Here is a 15,622-nt window from a genome sequence, read left to right as displayed (position 1 = left end):
TTTGCTTGCAAAAAAGGAGGAGCGTATGGGAGAAGAAAAGAAATTAAACATCCGTATTGGACAGGTCAAGGATGTCAACAACCGGCAGGTATTCAGCAATCATGTACTTTGTGCACAGTTTCTGCGCGACTATGCAGATCTGGATATCTTAAAGAATGTTCAGCCGGAGGATATCGAGGATGTGACGGACAAGTATCAGGCATACTTGGGAATCGAATTTGAGACGGACACCGTGAAGAAGATCCATTTGCCAGAAATGCGGAAAGATATGCCGCTTTATATGGTTTCCCTTATTGAACATAAAAGTGATGTCGATTATAATGTGTGTATGCAGTTACTTCGCTACACGGTATGTATCTGGGATGATTATGCAAAGACGATGGAGAAAGCGCATCCGGGGATTTCTAAGACGAAGGGGTTCCGGTATCCGCCGGTGTTCCCGATTGTGTATTATGAGGGCACGGGAAAATGGACAGCAGCTATGCACGTAAAAGAACGGGTGTTTATGAATGAGATCTTTGCATCATATATACCGGATTTTACATACCGGCTTGTGAATGTTCACCAGTATACAAACGAAGAGCTGCTGATTCATGAGGATGAAATGTCGCTTTTGATGATGATAAACCGCATCCAGACACCGCAGGATTTTACAGATTTTCTCAGATCCAATCAGGATGAGATCCGCGAGATCATGGAGCGGGCATCGGAGAATATCGTGCAGATCATTGTAAATTCGCTGTGGGCGTTATTTATGAAGATGCAGGTATCGGTTTCTGAGGCGACAGATTGTTTGAGAAAAATGATCGGAGGCGAGAGCATGGGAAACTGGTTTGAGAATATGGAGCCAATGAACATACAGGAAGAGCGGGCAAAGACGAAGAAGGCTGAGGAAGAACTGGAAGAAAGTGTTAAAGCAATGTTTAAACTGCTAAAGAAGCTGTGCCCCACAAAGGAACAGGCGGTTCAGGAATTGATAGAATCCTATGACAAAACCGAGGAGGAAGCACAGAAGCTCGTAGAACAATATTGGTGACAAGTATATAAGAAATGGCGCAGGATATCCTGCGCCGTTTTCTATATATTGTATTTCTAAAGTCAAAACATCAATATCGTGTATCAAATATTTCGAAATGTTACAAAATGTAACAATTTTATGTGAACCATTAAAAAGAATAGGTTTACAGAAAATGAAATCGAAAAATACTCAAAAACGTAGCGAAAATGCGAAGAATTTGTGAACTTTTGAAAAAACATCCAAAAACTGGTTGACAATAATATTACAGGTTGCTATAATGGGCAATGTAATAAGTTGTAACATATTTGTAACAAATTGGAGGTAAGAACATGAAAAGACCATCCGTAAAGTGGTTGGCGGTAGCGGCGGCAGGTTGCATTTTCGCTTCGTCCATGGGTACATACACATATACCGCGTTGGCAGATGAGTTTGTATATACCGATGCTAACGTCAGTATTACATCGATCGTAGATCACTATATTGAAGAAAATGGAGGAGACGTATTTACAGCAGACGCCACTCCGGAGGATGCAACAGCACCGGCTGCAGTTGTTGCAGAGGCAACAGCAACCGACGCAGTAGCAACAGGCGAGATTCAGGAGATTGCAAAGGTAACAGGAGAAATCGCAGAAGTTCCTTCCGAGGAAACAACGGAGGCACCGGCAACGGAAGAGCCAACGACAGAAGCACCTGTACAGGAAGCATCTGAGGCGGCAGCATCACCGGTTATGGATTTCACAGGAAAGGCAATCGTCACAGCATCTGGTTCCGTAAATATTCGTCAGTCTGGTGATGTGAATGCAGCAAAGGTTGGAACGATTGATGCAGGCGGACTTGTAAACATCGTAGAAAAAGGTGATACATGGTCCCATATCACATCAGGAAATGTAGATGGATATATCAGAAATGATTTGTTAGCATTTGAAGGGGATGCAGCAAGCTATGCAAGCGCAAATCTCTCGAAGGTTGCAGTTGTAAATACAGCGGCATTGAAGCTTCGTAGTGCAGCAAGCACAGACAGCGAGAGCATCACACTTCTGGCACAGGGAGAATCTTATCCGATCGTAGAGACAGGAGATGCATGGACAAAGATCCAGCTTGACACTGTGACAGGATATGTAAAGAATGAGTACATAACTATTTCTTATAATATGCCAACAGCAAAGGCAGTAAGTGCACCGGCACAGGATACAACGACAACGGAAGCACCAACAACGGAAGCTCCTACGACAGAGGCTCCTACAACAGAAGCACCAGTGACAGAAGCTCCAACCTCAGATCTTGGACAGCAGATTGCAAACTTTGCATGTCAGTTCGTTGGAAACCCATATGTATGGGGCGGTACAAGCTTGACAAACGGAGCGGATTGTTCCGGATTCGTACAGAGTGTATATAAGAACTTTGGATATTCACTTCCTCGTACATGTACACCACAGAGTAATGCAGGTACAGCAGTCAGCCTTGCAGCATTGGCACCTGGTGATCTGGTATTCTACGATCACGGTACAGGTTCCTGCGAGCACGTAGGTATCTATATTGGAAATGGACAGATCGTACATGCAAGCAGCAGCCGTACAGGAATCAAGATCTCAAATGTAAATTACAGTACACCATTTAAGGCTTGCAGAATTGTAAATTAGGAAATTAGTAATACTTTCTATAATGTGTTTGAAAGGGCATTTTCGGTAAGAATCGAGGGTGCCCTTTTCCGTTATCAAAAAAATGTGAATTTTTGTATATTTTGACGAAAAATCACTTCCCAAACAGGGGTTGGGTGTGCTATAATACTAAACATAGAAAGTACATGTGCTTCACGCACATTTTTTATTTTCTATAGTTCGACGTAAAGGAGCTGGGGCATATGAATTACATCATAAGTGGAAAGAACATTGAGGTTACAGACGCACTGAAGCAGGCGATTTACGAGAAGCTTGAGAGAATCGAGAAGTTCTTCGGTGAAGACACAGCAGCACAGGTTACACTTTCGGTAGATAAGGACCGTCAGAAGATTGAGGTTACGATCCCGATGAAGGGACATACGATTCGTGCAGAACAGGCGAGCGATAATATGTATGTATCCATCGATTTGGTTGTGGAGATTATCGAACGTCAGGTAACACGCCATAAGAAGCGTATTTTGGACAAGGAACAGAATTCCGGTTATATCAACAACGATTTCTTCGATGTAGAAGGACTTGAGGATGAGGATGTCCAGATTATCCGTAGCAAGAAGGTTGTGTTAGAACCTATGTATCCGGAGGATGCATGCATCCAGATGGATCTGCTTGGACATAATTTCTTCGTATTCCGTAACGCAGAGACAGACAAGGTAAATGTAGTCTACAAGCGTAGAGGCAATACATTCGGATTGATCGAGCCAGAATTTTAACAGTTTCAGTTATGTATAGAGGGTTATGAAAAAACGGTATCCCGGAGACGAAGGTCTCCGGGATATTTGTTATTATAGGATATTTTCTATATGGGAATAGTATTTCTGACATGGAAACTTCTTGCGTTACCTACCATTTAATGTTATATTACAAGTTGTGGTATTAGAATGAGTTACGCTCAGGGAGGTAAGAAATGAGCTTATTTGAAAAAGTGTTTGGAACACATAGCGATAAAGAGCTAAAGAAAATATATCCGATTGTAGATAAGATTGAAGCGCTGGATTCAACCATGCAGGCGTTAAGTGATGAAGAGCTGAAGGCAAAGACACCAGAGTTCAAGGAACGTCTTGAAAAGGGCGAGACACTGGATGATCTGCTTCCAGAAGCATTTGCTGTTGTCCGTGAGGCAGCAGACCGTGTTCTTCATATGAAACATTACCGCGTGCAGCTGATCGGTGGTATCCTGCTGCATCAGGGACGTATCCCGGAGATGCGTACTGGTGAAGGTAAGACATTGGTTTCTACGCTTCCTGCATATTTGAATGCACTCGAAGGAAAGGGTGTTCATATCGTAACTGTCAACGACTATCTGGCAAAGCGTGATGCTGAGTGGATGGGACAGGTACACGAATTCCTCGGACTGACGGTAGGTGTGATCTTAAACAGTGATAAAAACGATGCAAGACGTGCCGCTTATAACTGCGACATTACATATGTTACAAATAACGAGCTTGGTTTCGATTACCTGCGTGACAACATGGTAATCTACAAGGAACAGCTCGTACAGCGTGATCTGCATTATGCGATCGTCGATGAGGTCGATTCCGTATTGATTGATGAGGCACGTACCCCATTGATTATTTCCGGTCAGAGTGGAAAGTCTACCGATCTGTACAAGATGTGCGATTATCTCGCACGCCGTATGAAGCGTGGTACTGCTTCGATGGAAATCAGTAAGCTCGATGCCATCATGGGTACAGAGATCGAGGAAGATGGAGATTACTTAGTTGATGAGAAGGACAAGCAGGTTGTACTGACTGCACAGGGTGTCAAGGAAGTTGAGCAGTTCTTCCATATCGACAACTTCTCAGATGCAGATAATATTGATATCCAGCACAACATGATCATGGCATTGCGTGCACATGCGCTCATGTTCCGTGATAAAGATTACGTTGTTAAGGATGACGAGGTTTTGATCGTCGATGAGTTTACCGGACGTATCATGCCGGGACGTCGCTTCTCAGACGGTCTGCATCAGGCGATTGAGGCAAAGGAAAACGTAAAGGTAAAACGAGAGAGTCGTACACTGGCAACGATTACTTTCCAGAACTTCTTCAACAAATATAAGAAGAAGGCAGGTATGACAGGTACTGCTTTGACAGAGGAAGAAGAGTTCCGTGAGATCTACGGCATGGACGTTGTCGTTGTTCCGACAAACCTGCCGGTACAGCGTATTGATCATCACGATTCTATTTTTAAGACAAAGAAAGAAAAACTGAATGCAATCGTACAGGCGGTTGTGGAAGCGCATGATAAGGGACAGCCGGTACTGGTTGGTACAATCACGATTGATGCATCCGAGGAACTGAGTCGTATGCTCACAAAGCGCGGCATCCAGCACAAGGTATTGAATGCGAAGTTCCATGAGTTAGAGGCTGAGATCGTTGCCGATGCCGGACAGCGTGGTGCAGTTACGATCGCAACCAACATGGCTGGTCGTGGTACCGATATCAAGCTTGGCGAGGGCGTGGCAGAACTCGGTGGTCTGAAGATCATTGGTACAGAGCGTCATGAGTCCCGTCGAATTGATAACCAGCTGCGTGGTCGTGCCGGACGTCAGGGCGATCCGGGTGAATCCAAGTTCTATCTGTCTCTGGACGACGATCTGATGCGTCTGTTCGGTTCCGAGAAGGTAAAGGCAGTTTACGATGCATTGAAGATTCCAGAGGGCGAGGAGATCCAGCATAAGACAATCTCCAAGTTCGTAGAGAAAGCGCAGATGAAGATTGAGAGTAACAACTTTGCAATCCGTAAGAATCTGATGGAATACGATCAGGTCAACAATGACCAGCGTGAAGTTATCTACGCAGAGCGTCGCCGTGTACTGGATGGCGAGAATATGCGTGATGTTATCTTCAAGTTTATTCAGGATACGGTTGAGAGTTATATTGATAAGACGTGTTCCGCTGATCTTGCTCCAAGTGAGTGGCAGATTGGCGAGCTGAACCAGCTTTTGATTCCGATTATTCCGATGGAGCCAATCGAGCTGACAGAGGAAGAAAAGAAGTCCGGCAAGCTGGATAAGTTTAAGCAGAGAATCAAGGAAGAAGCGGCTAAGGTATACGAAGCGAAGGAAGCGGAGTTCCCAGAGCCAGAGCATTTCCGTGAGATCGAGCGTGTCGTACTGCTGAAGGTCATCGATAAGAAATGGATGGCGCATTTGGACGACATGACACAGCTTCGTCAGGGTATTACCCTGCAGGCATACGGCAGCAAGGACCCGGTTGTTGAGTACAAGTTTGCTGGTTTCGATATGTTCAATGAGATGACAGCATCCATCCGTGAGGATACGGTTCGTATGCTGCTCCATGTGAAGATCGAGCAGAAGGTAGAACGTGAAGAGGTTGCGAAGGTAACCGGAACGAACAAGGATGATTCCGTAAAGAAAGGACCAGTCCGCCGCGAGAGCGCAAAGATTGGCCGTAACGATCCATGTCCTTGCGGCAGCGGCAAGAAATACAAGATGTGCTGCGGCAGAAACTTATAATTTGATTAATTTTGAGAGGTGGTGACGGAAGTGATAGAGTTAGATCAGTTTCGCTTTACTCTGAATGAATATAAAACTCCACTTGCGGAAGTGAGGGATTCACTTTGACATCGCTGGCAAACAGTTACGCATTAGGCAGTTAGAGCCGATGCTGGAACAGCCGGGGTTCTGGGATGATGTAGAACATAGTCAGCAGGTAATGAAGGAATTAAAGAATCTGAAAGATACGATCGAGGAATTTGAAACGCTTTCGAACCAGTATGAAGATATTGGGACTTTGATTGAGATGGCAGAAGAAGAAAATGATGCGAGCCTTGTCGAAGAGATTGGAAATGAGCTTGCGTCGTTTGAAGAGAAATTCGAAGAGTTCCGTATTGATACGTTACTTTCAGAAGAATATGATGCGAATAACGCGATCGTGACGATTCACGCGGGTGTTGGTGGCACGGAAGCGTGCGATTGGGCACAGATGTTATATCGTATGTATACGCGGTTTGCGGAGAAGAAAGGTTTCTCGGTAGAAGTTCTCGACTATCTGGATGGTGAGGAAGCGGGTATCAAATCCGTAACATTTCAGGTAAATGGGTTGCATGCGTATGGATATCTGAAATCCGAGAAAGGTGTGCACCGTCTGGTTCGTATTTCGCCATTTAATGCGGCAGGCAAACGGCAGACCAGCTTTGCGGCGGTCGATGTGATGCCGGAACTGGATGATAGCATCCATGTAGAGATCAATCCAGAAGATCTGCGAATCGATACGTATCGTTCAAGCGGTGCCGGTGGACAGCATATCAACAAGACAAGTTCTGCAATCCGTATCACGCATATCCCGACTGGAATTGTGGTACAATGTCAGAATGAGCGATCCCAGCACAGCAACAAGGATACCGCGATGAAGATGCTGACAGCGAAGCTCTTTATGATGAAAGAAGAAGAAAACAAAGCCAAGCTCGCGGGCATTCGTGGAGAAGTGACTGACAATGGCTGGGGAAGTCAGATTCGAAATTATGTTCTGCAGCCGTACACGATGGTGAAGGATGCGCGAACCGGCTTTGAGTGCAGCAACGCACAGGCGGTATTAGATGGCGGCATTGATGGATTTATCAGTGCGTATTTGAAATGGATTAACACGAAGGAAGAGACGGAATAATCCGTCCTACGAAATAAGGAGGAATGTGCATGGCAGTGACGAAGTACATTGTGTTTCGCTTAAATGATCAGAAATACAGCATGAAGCTGACGAAGATCAATGGCATAGAGTATGTGTATCATGTGGTACCCGTGCCGATGGGACCTGCATGCATCAAGGGAATTATTCATCTGAGGAATGAAGTGATTCCGGTGTTCAGTCTGAAACGACTGTTTGGAATGCCGGAGGAGGCAGCAGACACGCAGCTTTTGATCACGGAGACACACGGTATGAAGCTTGCGATTGAGGTGGACACCGTGCTCGGAATTGTAAATGTAGAGGAAGAGGACATTAAACAGATTCCGATGGTTGTACATACAGAGGAGACCGGATATTTAGAGGATGTTGTAAAACTGACGCTGCCGGAATCCAATCAGGAGGAAATCGTGATCAGTATCGCGGTTGACACATTGATGTCCGATCACGAATTCGGACAGATTGAAGACGCATTAGAAAAGGAGATGAGCGGAAAATGATTAACATTGCAGTGCTTGGCTACGGTACGGTAGGTTCCGGAGTTGTAGAGGTAATCAACAAGAATCACGCAAGTATTAATAAGCGTGCCGGACAGGAGGTAAATATCAAGTACGTTCTTGACTTGAGAGATTTCCCCGGAGATCCGGTCGAGAAGGTGCTTGTACATGATTACAGCGTGATTGTAAACGATCCGGAAGTGAAGATTATCGTAGAAGTAATGGGAGGCATTAAGCCGGCGTATGATTTCACGAAGCAGGCATTAGAGGCAGGTAAGAGTGTTTGTACCTCCAACAAAGAGTTGGTTGCAGCACACGGTGCAGAGCTTCTGGCAATCGCAAAGGCAAACAATGTAAACTTCCTGTTTGAGGCAAGCGTTGGCGGTGGTATTCCAATCATTCGTCCGTTGAACCAGTCTCTGACTGCAGATGAGATCACAGAGATTACTGGTATTTTAAATGGTACAACAAACTATATTCTGTCGAAGATGACAGACGAGGGCAAGTCTTTCGAGGAAGTGCTGAAGCGTGCACAGGAGAAGGGCTATGCAGAGCGTAATCCGGAAGCCGACGTGGAAGGCTATGACGCCTGCCGTAAGATTGCAATTCTGACATCCCTTGCATTAGGCAAGCAGGTGGATTATCGGGATATCTATACAGAGGGTATTACGAAGATTACAAAGACAGACATCGAGTATGCAAAGGCGCTGCATGCAAGCATCAAGCTGCTTGGTACAAGCAAATGGGAAGATGACGGCAAGATTTATTCGATGGTTGCACCGTTTATGATCGACAGCGATCATCCGCTCGGACATGTCAATGGCGTATTCAACGGTATTTTCGTGAATGGAAATATGCTTGGCGATACAATGTTCTATGGCAAGGGCGCCGGTAAGCTTCCAACTGCAAGTGCAGTTGTAGCCGATGTCGTTGATGCCGTGAAGCATCAGGGTACAAATATCATGACAATCTGGGAGCAGGATAAGGTGGAGCTTGGCGACAGAGCAAACTTCGCATGCCGGTTCTTCGTCCGCGTGGCAGACACAACATCCAAGGAGACGATCGAGAAGGTCTTCGGTGAGGTTGAGTATGTGACACTTGCAGATGTGAGCGGGGAATATGCATTCCTGACAGACAAACTGACCGAGGGTGCATTTGAGGAGAAGAGCAAGCAGGTTGATATGATCATGCGCATCCGCACTGCATTATAATAAAGTGACAAACAAAAATAAATGTGTTAGAATACAGTTGCATTGCCATGCGGTGATGCAGCTGTTTTCTTATGTGCTCGTAAAGTGAGGTGCGGTTTATGAAACGTAGTGATTATATTACATGGGATCAGTATTTTATGGGGATTGCGATTATGTCTGCGAACCGCAGCAAAGATCCGAATACACAGGTAGGCGCGTGTATCGTGGATCAGGATAATCGAATCTTAACCGTAGGCTATAATGGTATGCCGTCCGGTTGCAACGACGATGAGATGCCGTGGGACCGGGAAGGCGAAGGAATGGCGAGCAAATATTTCTTTGTCTGCCATGCGGAGTTAAATGCGATTTTGAATTACCGTGGTGGCGGTACGTTGCGCGGTTCCCGCTGCTATGTAACCTTGTTCCCGTGCAATGAATGCGCGAAGGCAATCATCCAGTCGGGAATCAAAGAAGTGATCTATATGTCCGATAAATATGCAGATTCGGACAGCACGATGGCATCGAAGAAGATGTTTGAGATGGCGGGTGTCAAATACACCGAGTACGAGAATAAGCACAAGAAGATTGAATTTGAATTATAAAGATCTGACCGGAGGAAATTATGACAGAAGCAAAGACAAAAAGTGTAAATATGACATTTCCGGCATTGTTCAGTTATGTAATGAATACAAACTATCGAAGTATGAGTGGAATTTTAGGATTGGTGCTGAGCTTTGGCGCGATTGTGATGCTTGTGATCGGCTGGAACACGACATCGGGCAGACAGAAAGCGATTTTCATTATCGTGGCGTTGATGTTTACCGTGATCAATCCACTCTCACTTGCATTCAAGACATTTAAGCAGTTGAAGACAAGCCCTTCGTATAAGCAACCGCTTGTCTATACATTTGGCGATGATGGAATCGGTGTGTCGCAGGGCGAAGAACATATGGATCTGGAATGGAAAGGCGTGTACCGCCTGCTTATGACGAAATATATGCTTGCGGTTTATACAAACCGGATGCATGCATTTGTGATTCCGCTCGATCAGTTGGGCGACGATAAGGGTAAGATTCTGGCATCAGTTGTGAATTTCACAGCAGGATACAAGCCAAGAGTCAGCAGAAGTTTGAAGAGGTATCAAAGTGGAAAAGGTATATAAAAGAGAAAGTTTCAGCGCAGAAGAAACCTTTGCAATCGGCAAAGAGCTTGCGGCACAGGCAAAGCCGGGCGAGGTGTATTGTCTGTATGGTGATCTTGGATGCGGCAAGACTGTATTCTCACAGGGCTTTGGTGCAGGACTTGGCGTGAAGGAGCCAATCAGCAGCCCGACATTTACGATATTAAAGGAATATGACGAAGGGCGTATGCCGTTTTATCATTTCGATGTCTACCGGATTGGCAGTGACGATGAGATGGATGAGATCGGCTATTATGAAGCAATTGACGGTGATGGTGTCTGCCTGATCGAGTGGGCGGAACTGATTTACGATATATTGCCGCCGCAATATAAGAAAGTGACGATAAAAAAAGACGTCGAAAAAGGGTTCGACTATCGAACAGTTTTAGTTGAGGAGATAACAAGATGAGAATCTTAGGTGTTGACAGCTCCGGCATGGTGGCAAGTGTGGCACTTGTCGAGGATGACCTGCTGGTAGCGGAATATTCAGTAAATTATAAAAAGACACATTCGCAGACATTGCTTCCGATGTTGGATGAGATCGTGAAGATGACAGAGTTAGATTTGAATACGATTGATGCGATTGCAGTTGCAGCGGGACCGGGTTCTTTCACAGGACTCCGGATCGGTGCGGCGACGGTGAAGGGACTAGGGCTTGCACTTGAGAAGCCGGTTATCTCGGTACCAACCTGTCACGGGCTTGCGTATAATCTGTGGGGCAGCGATAAGCTGATCTGCCCGATCATGGATGCGAGAAGAAGTCAGGTTTATACAGGCATTTATGAATTTACGAAGGATGGCATGCAGGTACTTCTGGATCAATCCGCAATGGATATCCGGGCGCTTGCGGAGAAGTTAAATGCGATGGGACGCGAAGTGATCTTCCTTGGAGATGGCTGTCCGGTTTACGCGTCTGTACTTGCAGAATGCATGCAGGTACCATATGCATTCGCACCGGCACACCTGAACCGTCAGCGTGCGTCAGCGGTTGCAAGTCTTGGCGCAGAGTATTTCAAGCAGGGAAAACAGGAACCTGCAGATGATCTGATTCCGATTTATCTGCGCAAATCGCAGGCAGAGCGGGAACGCGAGGAAAAGCTTGCGGCAGAAGGACAGGCGTAGAAGTTGAAGATTGTTTATTATAACTGTGAAATTACAGAACAAGCAGTCGATGAGAATCAGAACTCGTGTGTGCTGGCGGCGGGAACGTCGAATGCATATGCACAGCGCGTAGCGCAGATGGAACAAGACTCATTTGACGATGCATGGACAGAAGCGATGGTGGCAGATTCCCTTGCGCAAAGCTACAATCATTTATGGCTTGCAGAGGATGACGCAGGTATACCTTGTGGGTATCTGCTTGCAAATGTACTTGGTGACGAGACGGAATTGCTGCGTATTGCGGTCAACCCGGAATGCCGGAAAGATGGGATTGGACAGCTACTGATGGATGCTTATCTTGCATTTGCACGGATAGATGCTGTGCGCGGTTTGCTGGAAGTACGGCATGGAAATGGTGCGGCAAAGCATTTGTATGAGAAAAATGGATATCATCTCCTTGCCTGCCGGAAGAATTATTATAAGCATCCAGACGAGGATGCAGATATCTATGAGATAGCATTTACAGAAAACGGAGAATAGAATGTTAGAGTTATGTTTGCTTGGAACGGGCGGTATGCTGCCGCTTCCGTACAGAGCGTTGACCTCACTGATGGTGCGGTACAATGGAAGCAGTATCCTGATCGATTGCGGCGAGGGTACACAAAATCAAATACGTTTGCAGGGCTGGAGCTTCAAGCCGATCGATGTGATCTGCATCACACATTTCCATGCGGATCATATCAGTGGACTTCCGGGCATGCTTCTGACGATGGGAAATGCCGAGCGGACAGAGCCCTTGACAATGATCGGACCGAGGGGACTGGAGCACGTGGTCAATTCACTTCGGATCATTGCACCGGAGCTTCCGTTTGAAATCAAATTCATTGAGCTGGAGCAGCCGGAGGAAGTCATTGAGATCTGCGGTTTGCGGATTCAGGCATTCCGTGTGAATCATCGTGTGACCTGTTATGGGTATAATATCGAGCTTGATCGCGCCGGCAAATTCGATGCTGCACGTGCTAGGGCGTTAGGACTTCCGGTACAGTATTGGAGTCTGCTGCAAAAAGGCGAGACAGTTGATTATGAAGGAAATGTCTATACAAGCGATATGGTTATGGGAAGCCCACGGAAGGGTTTGAAAGTCACGTATTGTACTGATACCCGCCCGGTAGATGCAATCGCGGAGTGCGCGAAAGATGCGGACTTATTTATCTGCGAGGGCATGTATGGCGAGGAGGAGAAGCTTTCAAAGGCAAAGGAGCATAAGCACATGATGATGCGGGAGGCTGCGGAGCTTGCGAAGGAAGCACAGGTACATGAAATGTGGCTGACACATTACAGTCCGGCGACGAATCGTCCGAAGGAATTCGAGGCGATGGTACAGTCGATATTTCCACAGGGATATATCGCGAAGGATCGCACAGAAAAGGTTTTGAATTTTGAAGAGGATTGATGCTGTATGGCAAAAAATAAGAAAAAAGAAGTGACAATCAAAGGCATTATCATAGCGGTGTTACTTGTCGTGCTGGTGCTGTGGTACTTCAATCATCTGAGTAACCGTTCTTCGATTCAGCGAAGCACGTCGCAAAAGACCGAAGTGGAAGCATTGATGGAGTATGATATGGCGGCGGAATATCCGAAGACACCGCGGGATGTGGCGAAGCTGCATAACCGCTATTTTAAGGCGTTTTATGGACAGAAACTGGCAGACGATGAACTGGATGCCATGAATAAAAAGGTGCGGCAGTTATATTGTATGGATCTGCTCGTGGCGAATCCGGAGAGTGACAGTCTGGCGAATCTGCAGAAGGACATCGAGGCAGTAAAGGAACAGGGATATACATACAAGATGTGTGAACTTCCAGAAGCAAGTCAGGTGCAGTATTTCACAAAAGATGGAAAAGATATGGCGTCGCTGGAAGTGTGTATTACGATCAACACCGGCGACAATCTAGGTTATTTTTACCGTCAGTATGCGATGGTAAAGGAAAATGACCAGTGGAAGATCTATGGCTGGACAGAATCCCAGTTACCGAGCGGTTCTGCGACGACGCAGGCGGCAGAGTAAGAAACGAAAGTGGTATGCGTGAGATAACTGCATAACCAGATAGAATAAGAAAGGTTGCATGAAAGCGATGCAACAAGAAAAAGAGGAAACATTATGAGTACAACGATACTTTCAATTGAATCATCCTGCGATGAGACGGCAGCAGCGATTGTTGTCGATGGAAGAGAAGTAAAATCAAATATTATCTATTCACAGATTGAACTTCACAAGCTGTATGGCGGCGTAGTGCCGGAGATTGCATCGCGGAAGCATGTGGAGAAAGTCAATCAGGTGATTCGTGCGGCAATTGAGGAAGCACATGTGACATGGGACGATATCGATGCCGTGGCAGTGACGTATGGACCAGGACTGGTAGGTGCACTTCTGGTTGGTGTGAGTGCGGCAAAGGCGGTTGCTTATGCAAAGAAGAAACCGCTGGTTGGTGTGCATCATATCGAGGGACACATTGCGGCGAATTATATTGAGCATCCGGATCTGGAACCTCCATTTATGTGCATGGTAGCTTCCGGTGGACATTCCCATCTGGTCTATGTGAAGGACTATACGACGTTTGAGATTGTAGGACGGACAAGAGATGATGCAGCGGGCGAGGCATTTGACAAGGTCGCACGTGCAATCGGACTTGGATATCCGGGCGGACCGAAGATTGACAAGCTTGCCAAAGAGGGCAATAAAGAGGCAATTCATTTCCCACGTGCATTTATGGAAGATGCACCGTATGATTTTTCTTTCAGTGGCTTGAAATCCGCAGTGCTGAATTACCTGAACGGCTGTGAGATGAAACATCAGGAGATCAACCGGGCAGATGTGGCTGCTTCGTTTCAACAAGCGGTTGTGGATGTTCTGACCGACAATTCGGTGCGCGCGGCAAAAGCATATGGCTGTAAGAAGCTGGCGTTAGCCGGAGGCGTGGCATCGAACAGCTCCCTTCGGGAGAATATGCAGCGTGTGGCATCTGAACAGGGCTTGCAGTTTTACTATCCATCGCCAATCTTTTGTACAGATAATGCAGCGATGATCGGTGTGGCGGGCTATCATAATTATATGGCGGGCATCCGGGATGGACTGGATCTGAATGCAATACCGAACTTAAAGATTGGGGAACGCAGATAATGGTAACAGCAATCGTACTTGCGGCAGGCGTTGGCAGCCGTATGAAAAGTGAAAAGGCAAAGCAATTTCTGGAAGTCGCAGGGCATGAAGTGCTGTATTATTCGTTGCGGGCTTTTGATGAGCATCCCGAAGTAGATTCGATAGTGCTTGTGACAAAGGAAGAATTTGTAGAACATTGCCAGAAAGAACTGGCGGAACGGTATCAGTTTGCAAAGGTTCGGGATATCTGTATCGGTGGAAAAGAACGCTATGATTCCGTTTATCAGGGATTATCTGCGATTGGAGCAGAGGGAGAAAACGATATTGTGCTGATCCATGATGGTGCGCGTCCGTTCGTGACAGCAGAAATGATATCGGCTTCAATTGCGTGTGCAAGAGAATGCGGAGCCTGTACGGTCGGCGTTCCTGCAAAGGATACGATCAAGATTGTGGATACAGATCATTATGGGGTAGAGACGCCGGAACGAAAATTTGTATACCAGATTCAGACACCGCAGACATTTCAGGTACCATTGCTTCGTCGGGCTTATGAGACAATGTACGAGGCAAAAAGAAATGGAGACACCCACAATATAACGGATGATACGATGCTTGTAGAACAATATGCAGGGGTGCGCTGCAAGGTGGTAGAAGGTGCGTATGAAAACATCAAAATCACCACACCGGAGGATCTGGCAATCGCAGAAATCTTTGTCGAAAAAACTTTGAAAAAATTTTAAAAAATCTGTTGACAAGTATAGGACTTTTTGATAAGATAACAAAGTCGCTGATACAAACAGCGATTTTTAATTGAAAAAAATTAAAATATGGAGAGGTATCGAAGTGGTCATAACGAGGCGGTCTTGAAAACCGTTTGTCCGCAAGGGCGCGTGGGTTCGAATCCCACCCTCTCCGTTCGATACATTCGACAGGTCGAACGTATCCCGTCGATTTAGGCGCTTGTGGAGAAGTACCCAAGCGGCTGAAGGGGCTCCCCTGGAAAGGGAGTAGGTCGTTAATAGCGGCGCGAGGGTTCAAATCCCTCCTTCTCCGTTTGATTTACCTAGCCTAGATCAAAACGAACCTTTGACAAATTAATAACATGTTAACCCTGAAAATTTCTTTAAGATATTTTCAAGGATTTGATACAAATC

General features: G+C 46.1%; 16 protein-coding genes and 2 tRNA genes. All 18 read left to right on the top strand.

Annotated features, from left to right (window positions below):
- Nucleotides 1–25: 25 nt before the first annotated feature.
- Nucleotides 26–1,036, top strand: a complete 1,011-nt coding sequence (locus AAAT93_RS12975) for an Rpn family recombination-promoting nuclease/putative transposase (protein ID WP_021986110.1) — start codon at nt 26–28, stop codon at nt 1,034–1,036.
- A 311-nt stretch (nt 1,037–1,347) separates the two neighbouring features.
- Nucleotides 1,348–2,658 (top strand): NlpC/P60 family protein, encoded by a 1,311-nt coding sequence (locus AAAT93_RS12970; RefSeq protein WP_021986111.1) that lies wholly within the window; start codon nt 1,348–1,350, stop codon nt 2,656–2,658.
- A gap of 221 nt (nt 2,659–2,879) precedes the next feature.
- Nucleotides 2,880–3,407: a ribosome hibernation-promoting factor, HPF/YfiA family gene (hpf, locus tag AAAT93_RS12965; protein ID WP_021986112.1), complete on the top strand. Its 528-nt coding sequence runs from the start codon at nt 2,880–2,882 to the stop codon at nt 3,405–3,407.
- Nucleotides 3,408–3,601: 194 nt separating this feature from the next.
- Entirely contained in the window at nt 3,602–6,175 is a 2,574-nt protein-coding gene (gene secA / locus AAAT93_RS12960) for a preprotein translocase subunit SecA (protein ID WP_118374617.1), read from the top strand.
- 30 nt (nt 6,176–6,205) lie between these two features.
- Nucleotides 6,206–7,325 (top strand): peptide chain release factor 2 gene (prfB, locus tag AAAT93_RS12955; protein ID WP_117780505.1). Its coding sequence is split into 2 segments (ribosomal slippage): nt 6,206–6,280 and nt 6,282–7,325, totalling 1,119 coding nucleotides; the frame shifts between segments, so codons are not numbered across the junction.
- 29 nt (nt 7,326–7,354) lie between these two features.
- Nucleotides 7,355–7,840 (top strand): chemotaxis protein CheW, encoded by a 486-nt coding sequence (locus AAAT93_RS12950; protein ID WP_182432432.1) that lies wholly within the window; start codon nt 7,355–7,357, stop codon nt 7,838–7,840.
- Nucleotides 7,837–9,048 (top strand): homoserine dehydrogenase, encoded by a 1,212-nt coding sequence (locus AAAT93_RS12945; protein WP_227573170.1) that lies wholly within the window; start codon nt 7,837–7,839, stop codon nt 9,046–9,048. Before AAAT93_RS12950 ends, AAAT93_RS12945 begins: the two co-directional genes overlap by 4 nt.
- A 98-nt stretch (nt 9,049–9,146) precedes the next feature.
- Complete coding sequence (locus tag AAAT93_RS12940; RefSeq protein WP_118734952.1) at nt 9,147–9,629, top strand: deoxycytidylate deaminase; 483 nt, start codon at nt 9,147–9,149, stop codon at nt 9,627–9,629.
- 20 nt (nt 9,630–9,649) lie between these two features.
- Complete coding sequence (locus tag AAAT93_RS12935) at nt 9,650–10,189, top strand: YcxB family protein (RefSeq protein ID WP_117780509.1); 540 nt, start codon at nt 9,650–9,652, stop codon at nt 10,187–10,189.
- Nucleotides 10,173–10,616, top strand: a complete 444-nt coding sequence (gene tsaE / locus AAAT93_RS12930) for a tRNA (adenosine(37)-N6)-threonylcarbamoyltransferase complex ATPase subunit type 1 TsaE (RefSeq protein ID WP_331682247.1) — start codon at nt 10,173–10,175, stop codon at nt 10,614–10,616. Before AAAT93_RS12935 ends, tsaE begins: the two co-directional genes overlap by 17 nt.
- Nucleotides 10,613–11,329 carry a tRNA (adenosine(37)-N6)-threonylcarbamoyltransferase complex dimerization subunit type 1 TsaB gene (tsaB, locus tag AAAT93_RS12925; RefSeq protein WP_227573169.1) on the top strand — a complete coding sequence of 239 codons (717 nt, stop codon included), beginning with the start codon at nt 10,613–10,615 and terminating at the stop codon, nt 11,327–11,329. Before tsaE ends, tsaB begins: the two co-directional genes overlap by 4 nt.
- 3 nt (nt 11,330–11,332) lie before the next feature.
- The gene (rimI, locus tag AAAT93_RS12920; RefSeq protein WP_227573168.1) at nt 11,333–11,848 is read left to right on the top strand and encodes a ribosomal protein S18-alanine N-acetyltransferase; all 516 of its coding nucleotides are present in this window, start codon (nt 11,333–11,335) and stop codon (nt 11,846–11,848) included.
- A 1-nt stretch (nt 11,849) separates the two neighbouring features.
- The gene (locus tag AAAT93_RS12915) at nt 11,850–12,761 is read left to right on the top strand and encodes a ribonuclease Z (RefSeq protein WP_227573167.1); all 912 of its coding nucleotides are present in this window, start codon (nt 11,850–11,852) and stop codon (nt 12,759–12,761) included.
- A gap of 6 nt (nt 12,762–12,767) precedes the next feature.
- On the top strand, nt 12,768–13,376 hold the full coding sequence (locus AAAT93_RS12910; RefSeq protein ID WP_021986124.1) for a DUF6715 family protein: 609 nt from the start codon (nt 12,768–12,770) through the stop codon (nt 13,374–13,376).
- 93 nt (nt 13,377–13,469) lie between these two features.
- Nucleotides 13,470–14,489: a tRNA (adenosine(37)-N6)-threonylcarbamoyltransferase complex transferase subunit TsaD gene (gene tsaD, locus AAAT93_RS12905; protein WP_117780514.1), complete on the top strand. Its 1,020-nt coding sequence runs from the start codon at nt 13,470–13,472 to the stop codon at nt 14,487–14,489.
- Nucleotides 14,489–15,208, top strand: coding sequence for a 2-C-methyl-D-erythritol 4-phosphate cytidylyltransferase (ispD, locus tag AAAT93_RS12900; protein ID WP_021986126.1), 720 nt, complete (start codon nt 14,489–14,491; stop codon nt 15,206–15,208). The genes tsaD and ispD overlap by 1 nt, the downstream gene beginning before the upstream one ends.
- 89 nt (nt 15,209–15,297) lie before the next feature.
- A tRNA-Ser gene (locus tag AAAT93_RS12895) sits at nt 15,298–15,383 on the top strand.
- 49 nt (nt 15,384–15,432) lie between these two features.
- Nucleotides 15,433–15,521: transfer RNA gene (locus tag AAAT93_RS12890), tRNA-Ser, on the top strand.
- Nucleotides 15,522–15,622: the final 101 nt, after the last annotated feature.

This window comes from Coprococcus hominis (ex Arizal et al. 2022) (assembly GCF_040094675.1).
Taxonomy (GTDB): Bacteria; Bacillota; Clostridia; order Lachnospirales; family Lachnospiraceae; genus Coprococcus_C; species Coprococcus_C hominis.
Note: the sequence above shows the minus strand (reverse complement) of the source record. Positions and strands in the feature narration are given on the sequence as shown.

What these genes read in the sequence shown, in the direction of transcription:
- AAAT93_RS12975 (WP_021986110.1), top strand. Translation starts at nt 26, where the DNA reads ATGGGAGAAGAAAAGAAATTAAACATCCGTATTGGACAGGTCAAGGAT.
- AAAT93_RS12970 (WP_021986111.1), top strand. Translation starts at nt 1,348, where the DNA reads ATGAAAAGACCATCCGTAAAGTGGTTGGCGGTAGCGGCGGCAGGTTGC.
- hpf (WP_021986112.1), top strand. Translation starts at nt 2,880, where the DNA reads ATGAATTACATCATAAGTGGAAAGAACATTGAGGTTACAGACGCACTG.
- secA (WP_118374617.1), top strand. Translation starts at nt 3,602, where the DNA reads ATGAGCTTATTTGAAAAAGTGTTTGGAACACATAGCGATAAAGAGCTA.
- AAAT93_RS12950 (WP_182432432.1), top strand. Translation starts at nt 7,355, where the DNA reads ATGGCAGTGACGAAGTACATTGTGTTTCGCTTAAATGATCAGAAATAC.
- AAAT93_RS12945 (WP_227573170.1), top strand. Translation starts at nt 7,837, where the DNA reads ATGATTAACATTGCAGTGCTTGGCTACGGTACGGTAGGTTCCGGAGTT.
- AAAT93_RS12940 (WP_118734952.1), top strand. Translation starts at nt 9,147, where the DNA reads ATGAAACGTAGTGATTATATTACATGGGATCAGTATTTTATGGGGATT.
- AAAT93_RS12935 (WP_117780509.1), top strand. Translation starts at nt 9,650, where the DNA reads ATGACAGAAGCAAAGACAAAAAGTGTAAATATGACATTTCCGGCATTG.
- tsaB (WP_227573169.1), top strand. Translation starts at nt 10,613, where the DNA reads ATGAGAATCTTAGGTGTTGACAGCTCCGGCATGGTGGCAAGTGTGGCA.
- AAAT93_RS12915 (WP_227573167.1), top strand. Translation starts at nt 11,850, where the DNA reads ATGTTAGAGTTATGTTTGCTTGGAACGGGCGGTATGCTGCCGCTTCCG.
- AAAT93_RS12910 (WP_021986124.1), top strand. Translation starts at nt 12,768, where the DNA reads ATGGCAAAAAATAAGAAAAAAGAAGTGACAATCAAAGGCATTATCATA.
- tsaD (WP_117780514.1), top strand. Translation starts at nt 13,470, where the DNA reads ATGAGTACAACGATACTTTCAATTGAATCATCCTGCGATGAGACGGCA.
- ispD (WP_021986126.1), top strand. Translation starts at nt 14,489, where the DNA reads ATGGTAACAGCAATCGTACTTGCGGCAGGCGTTGGCAGCCGTATGAAA.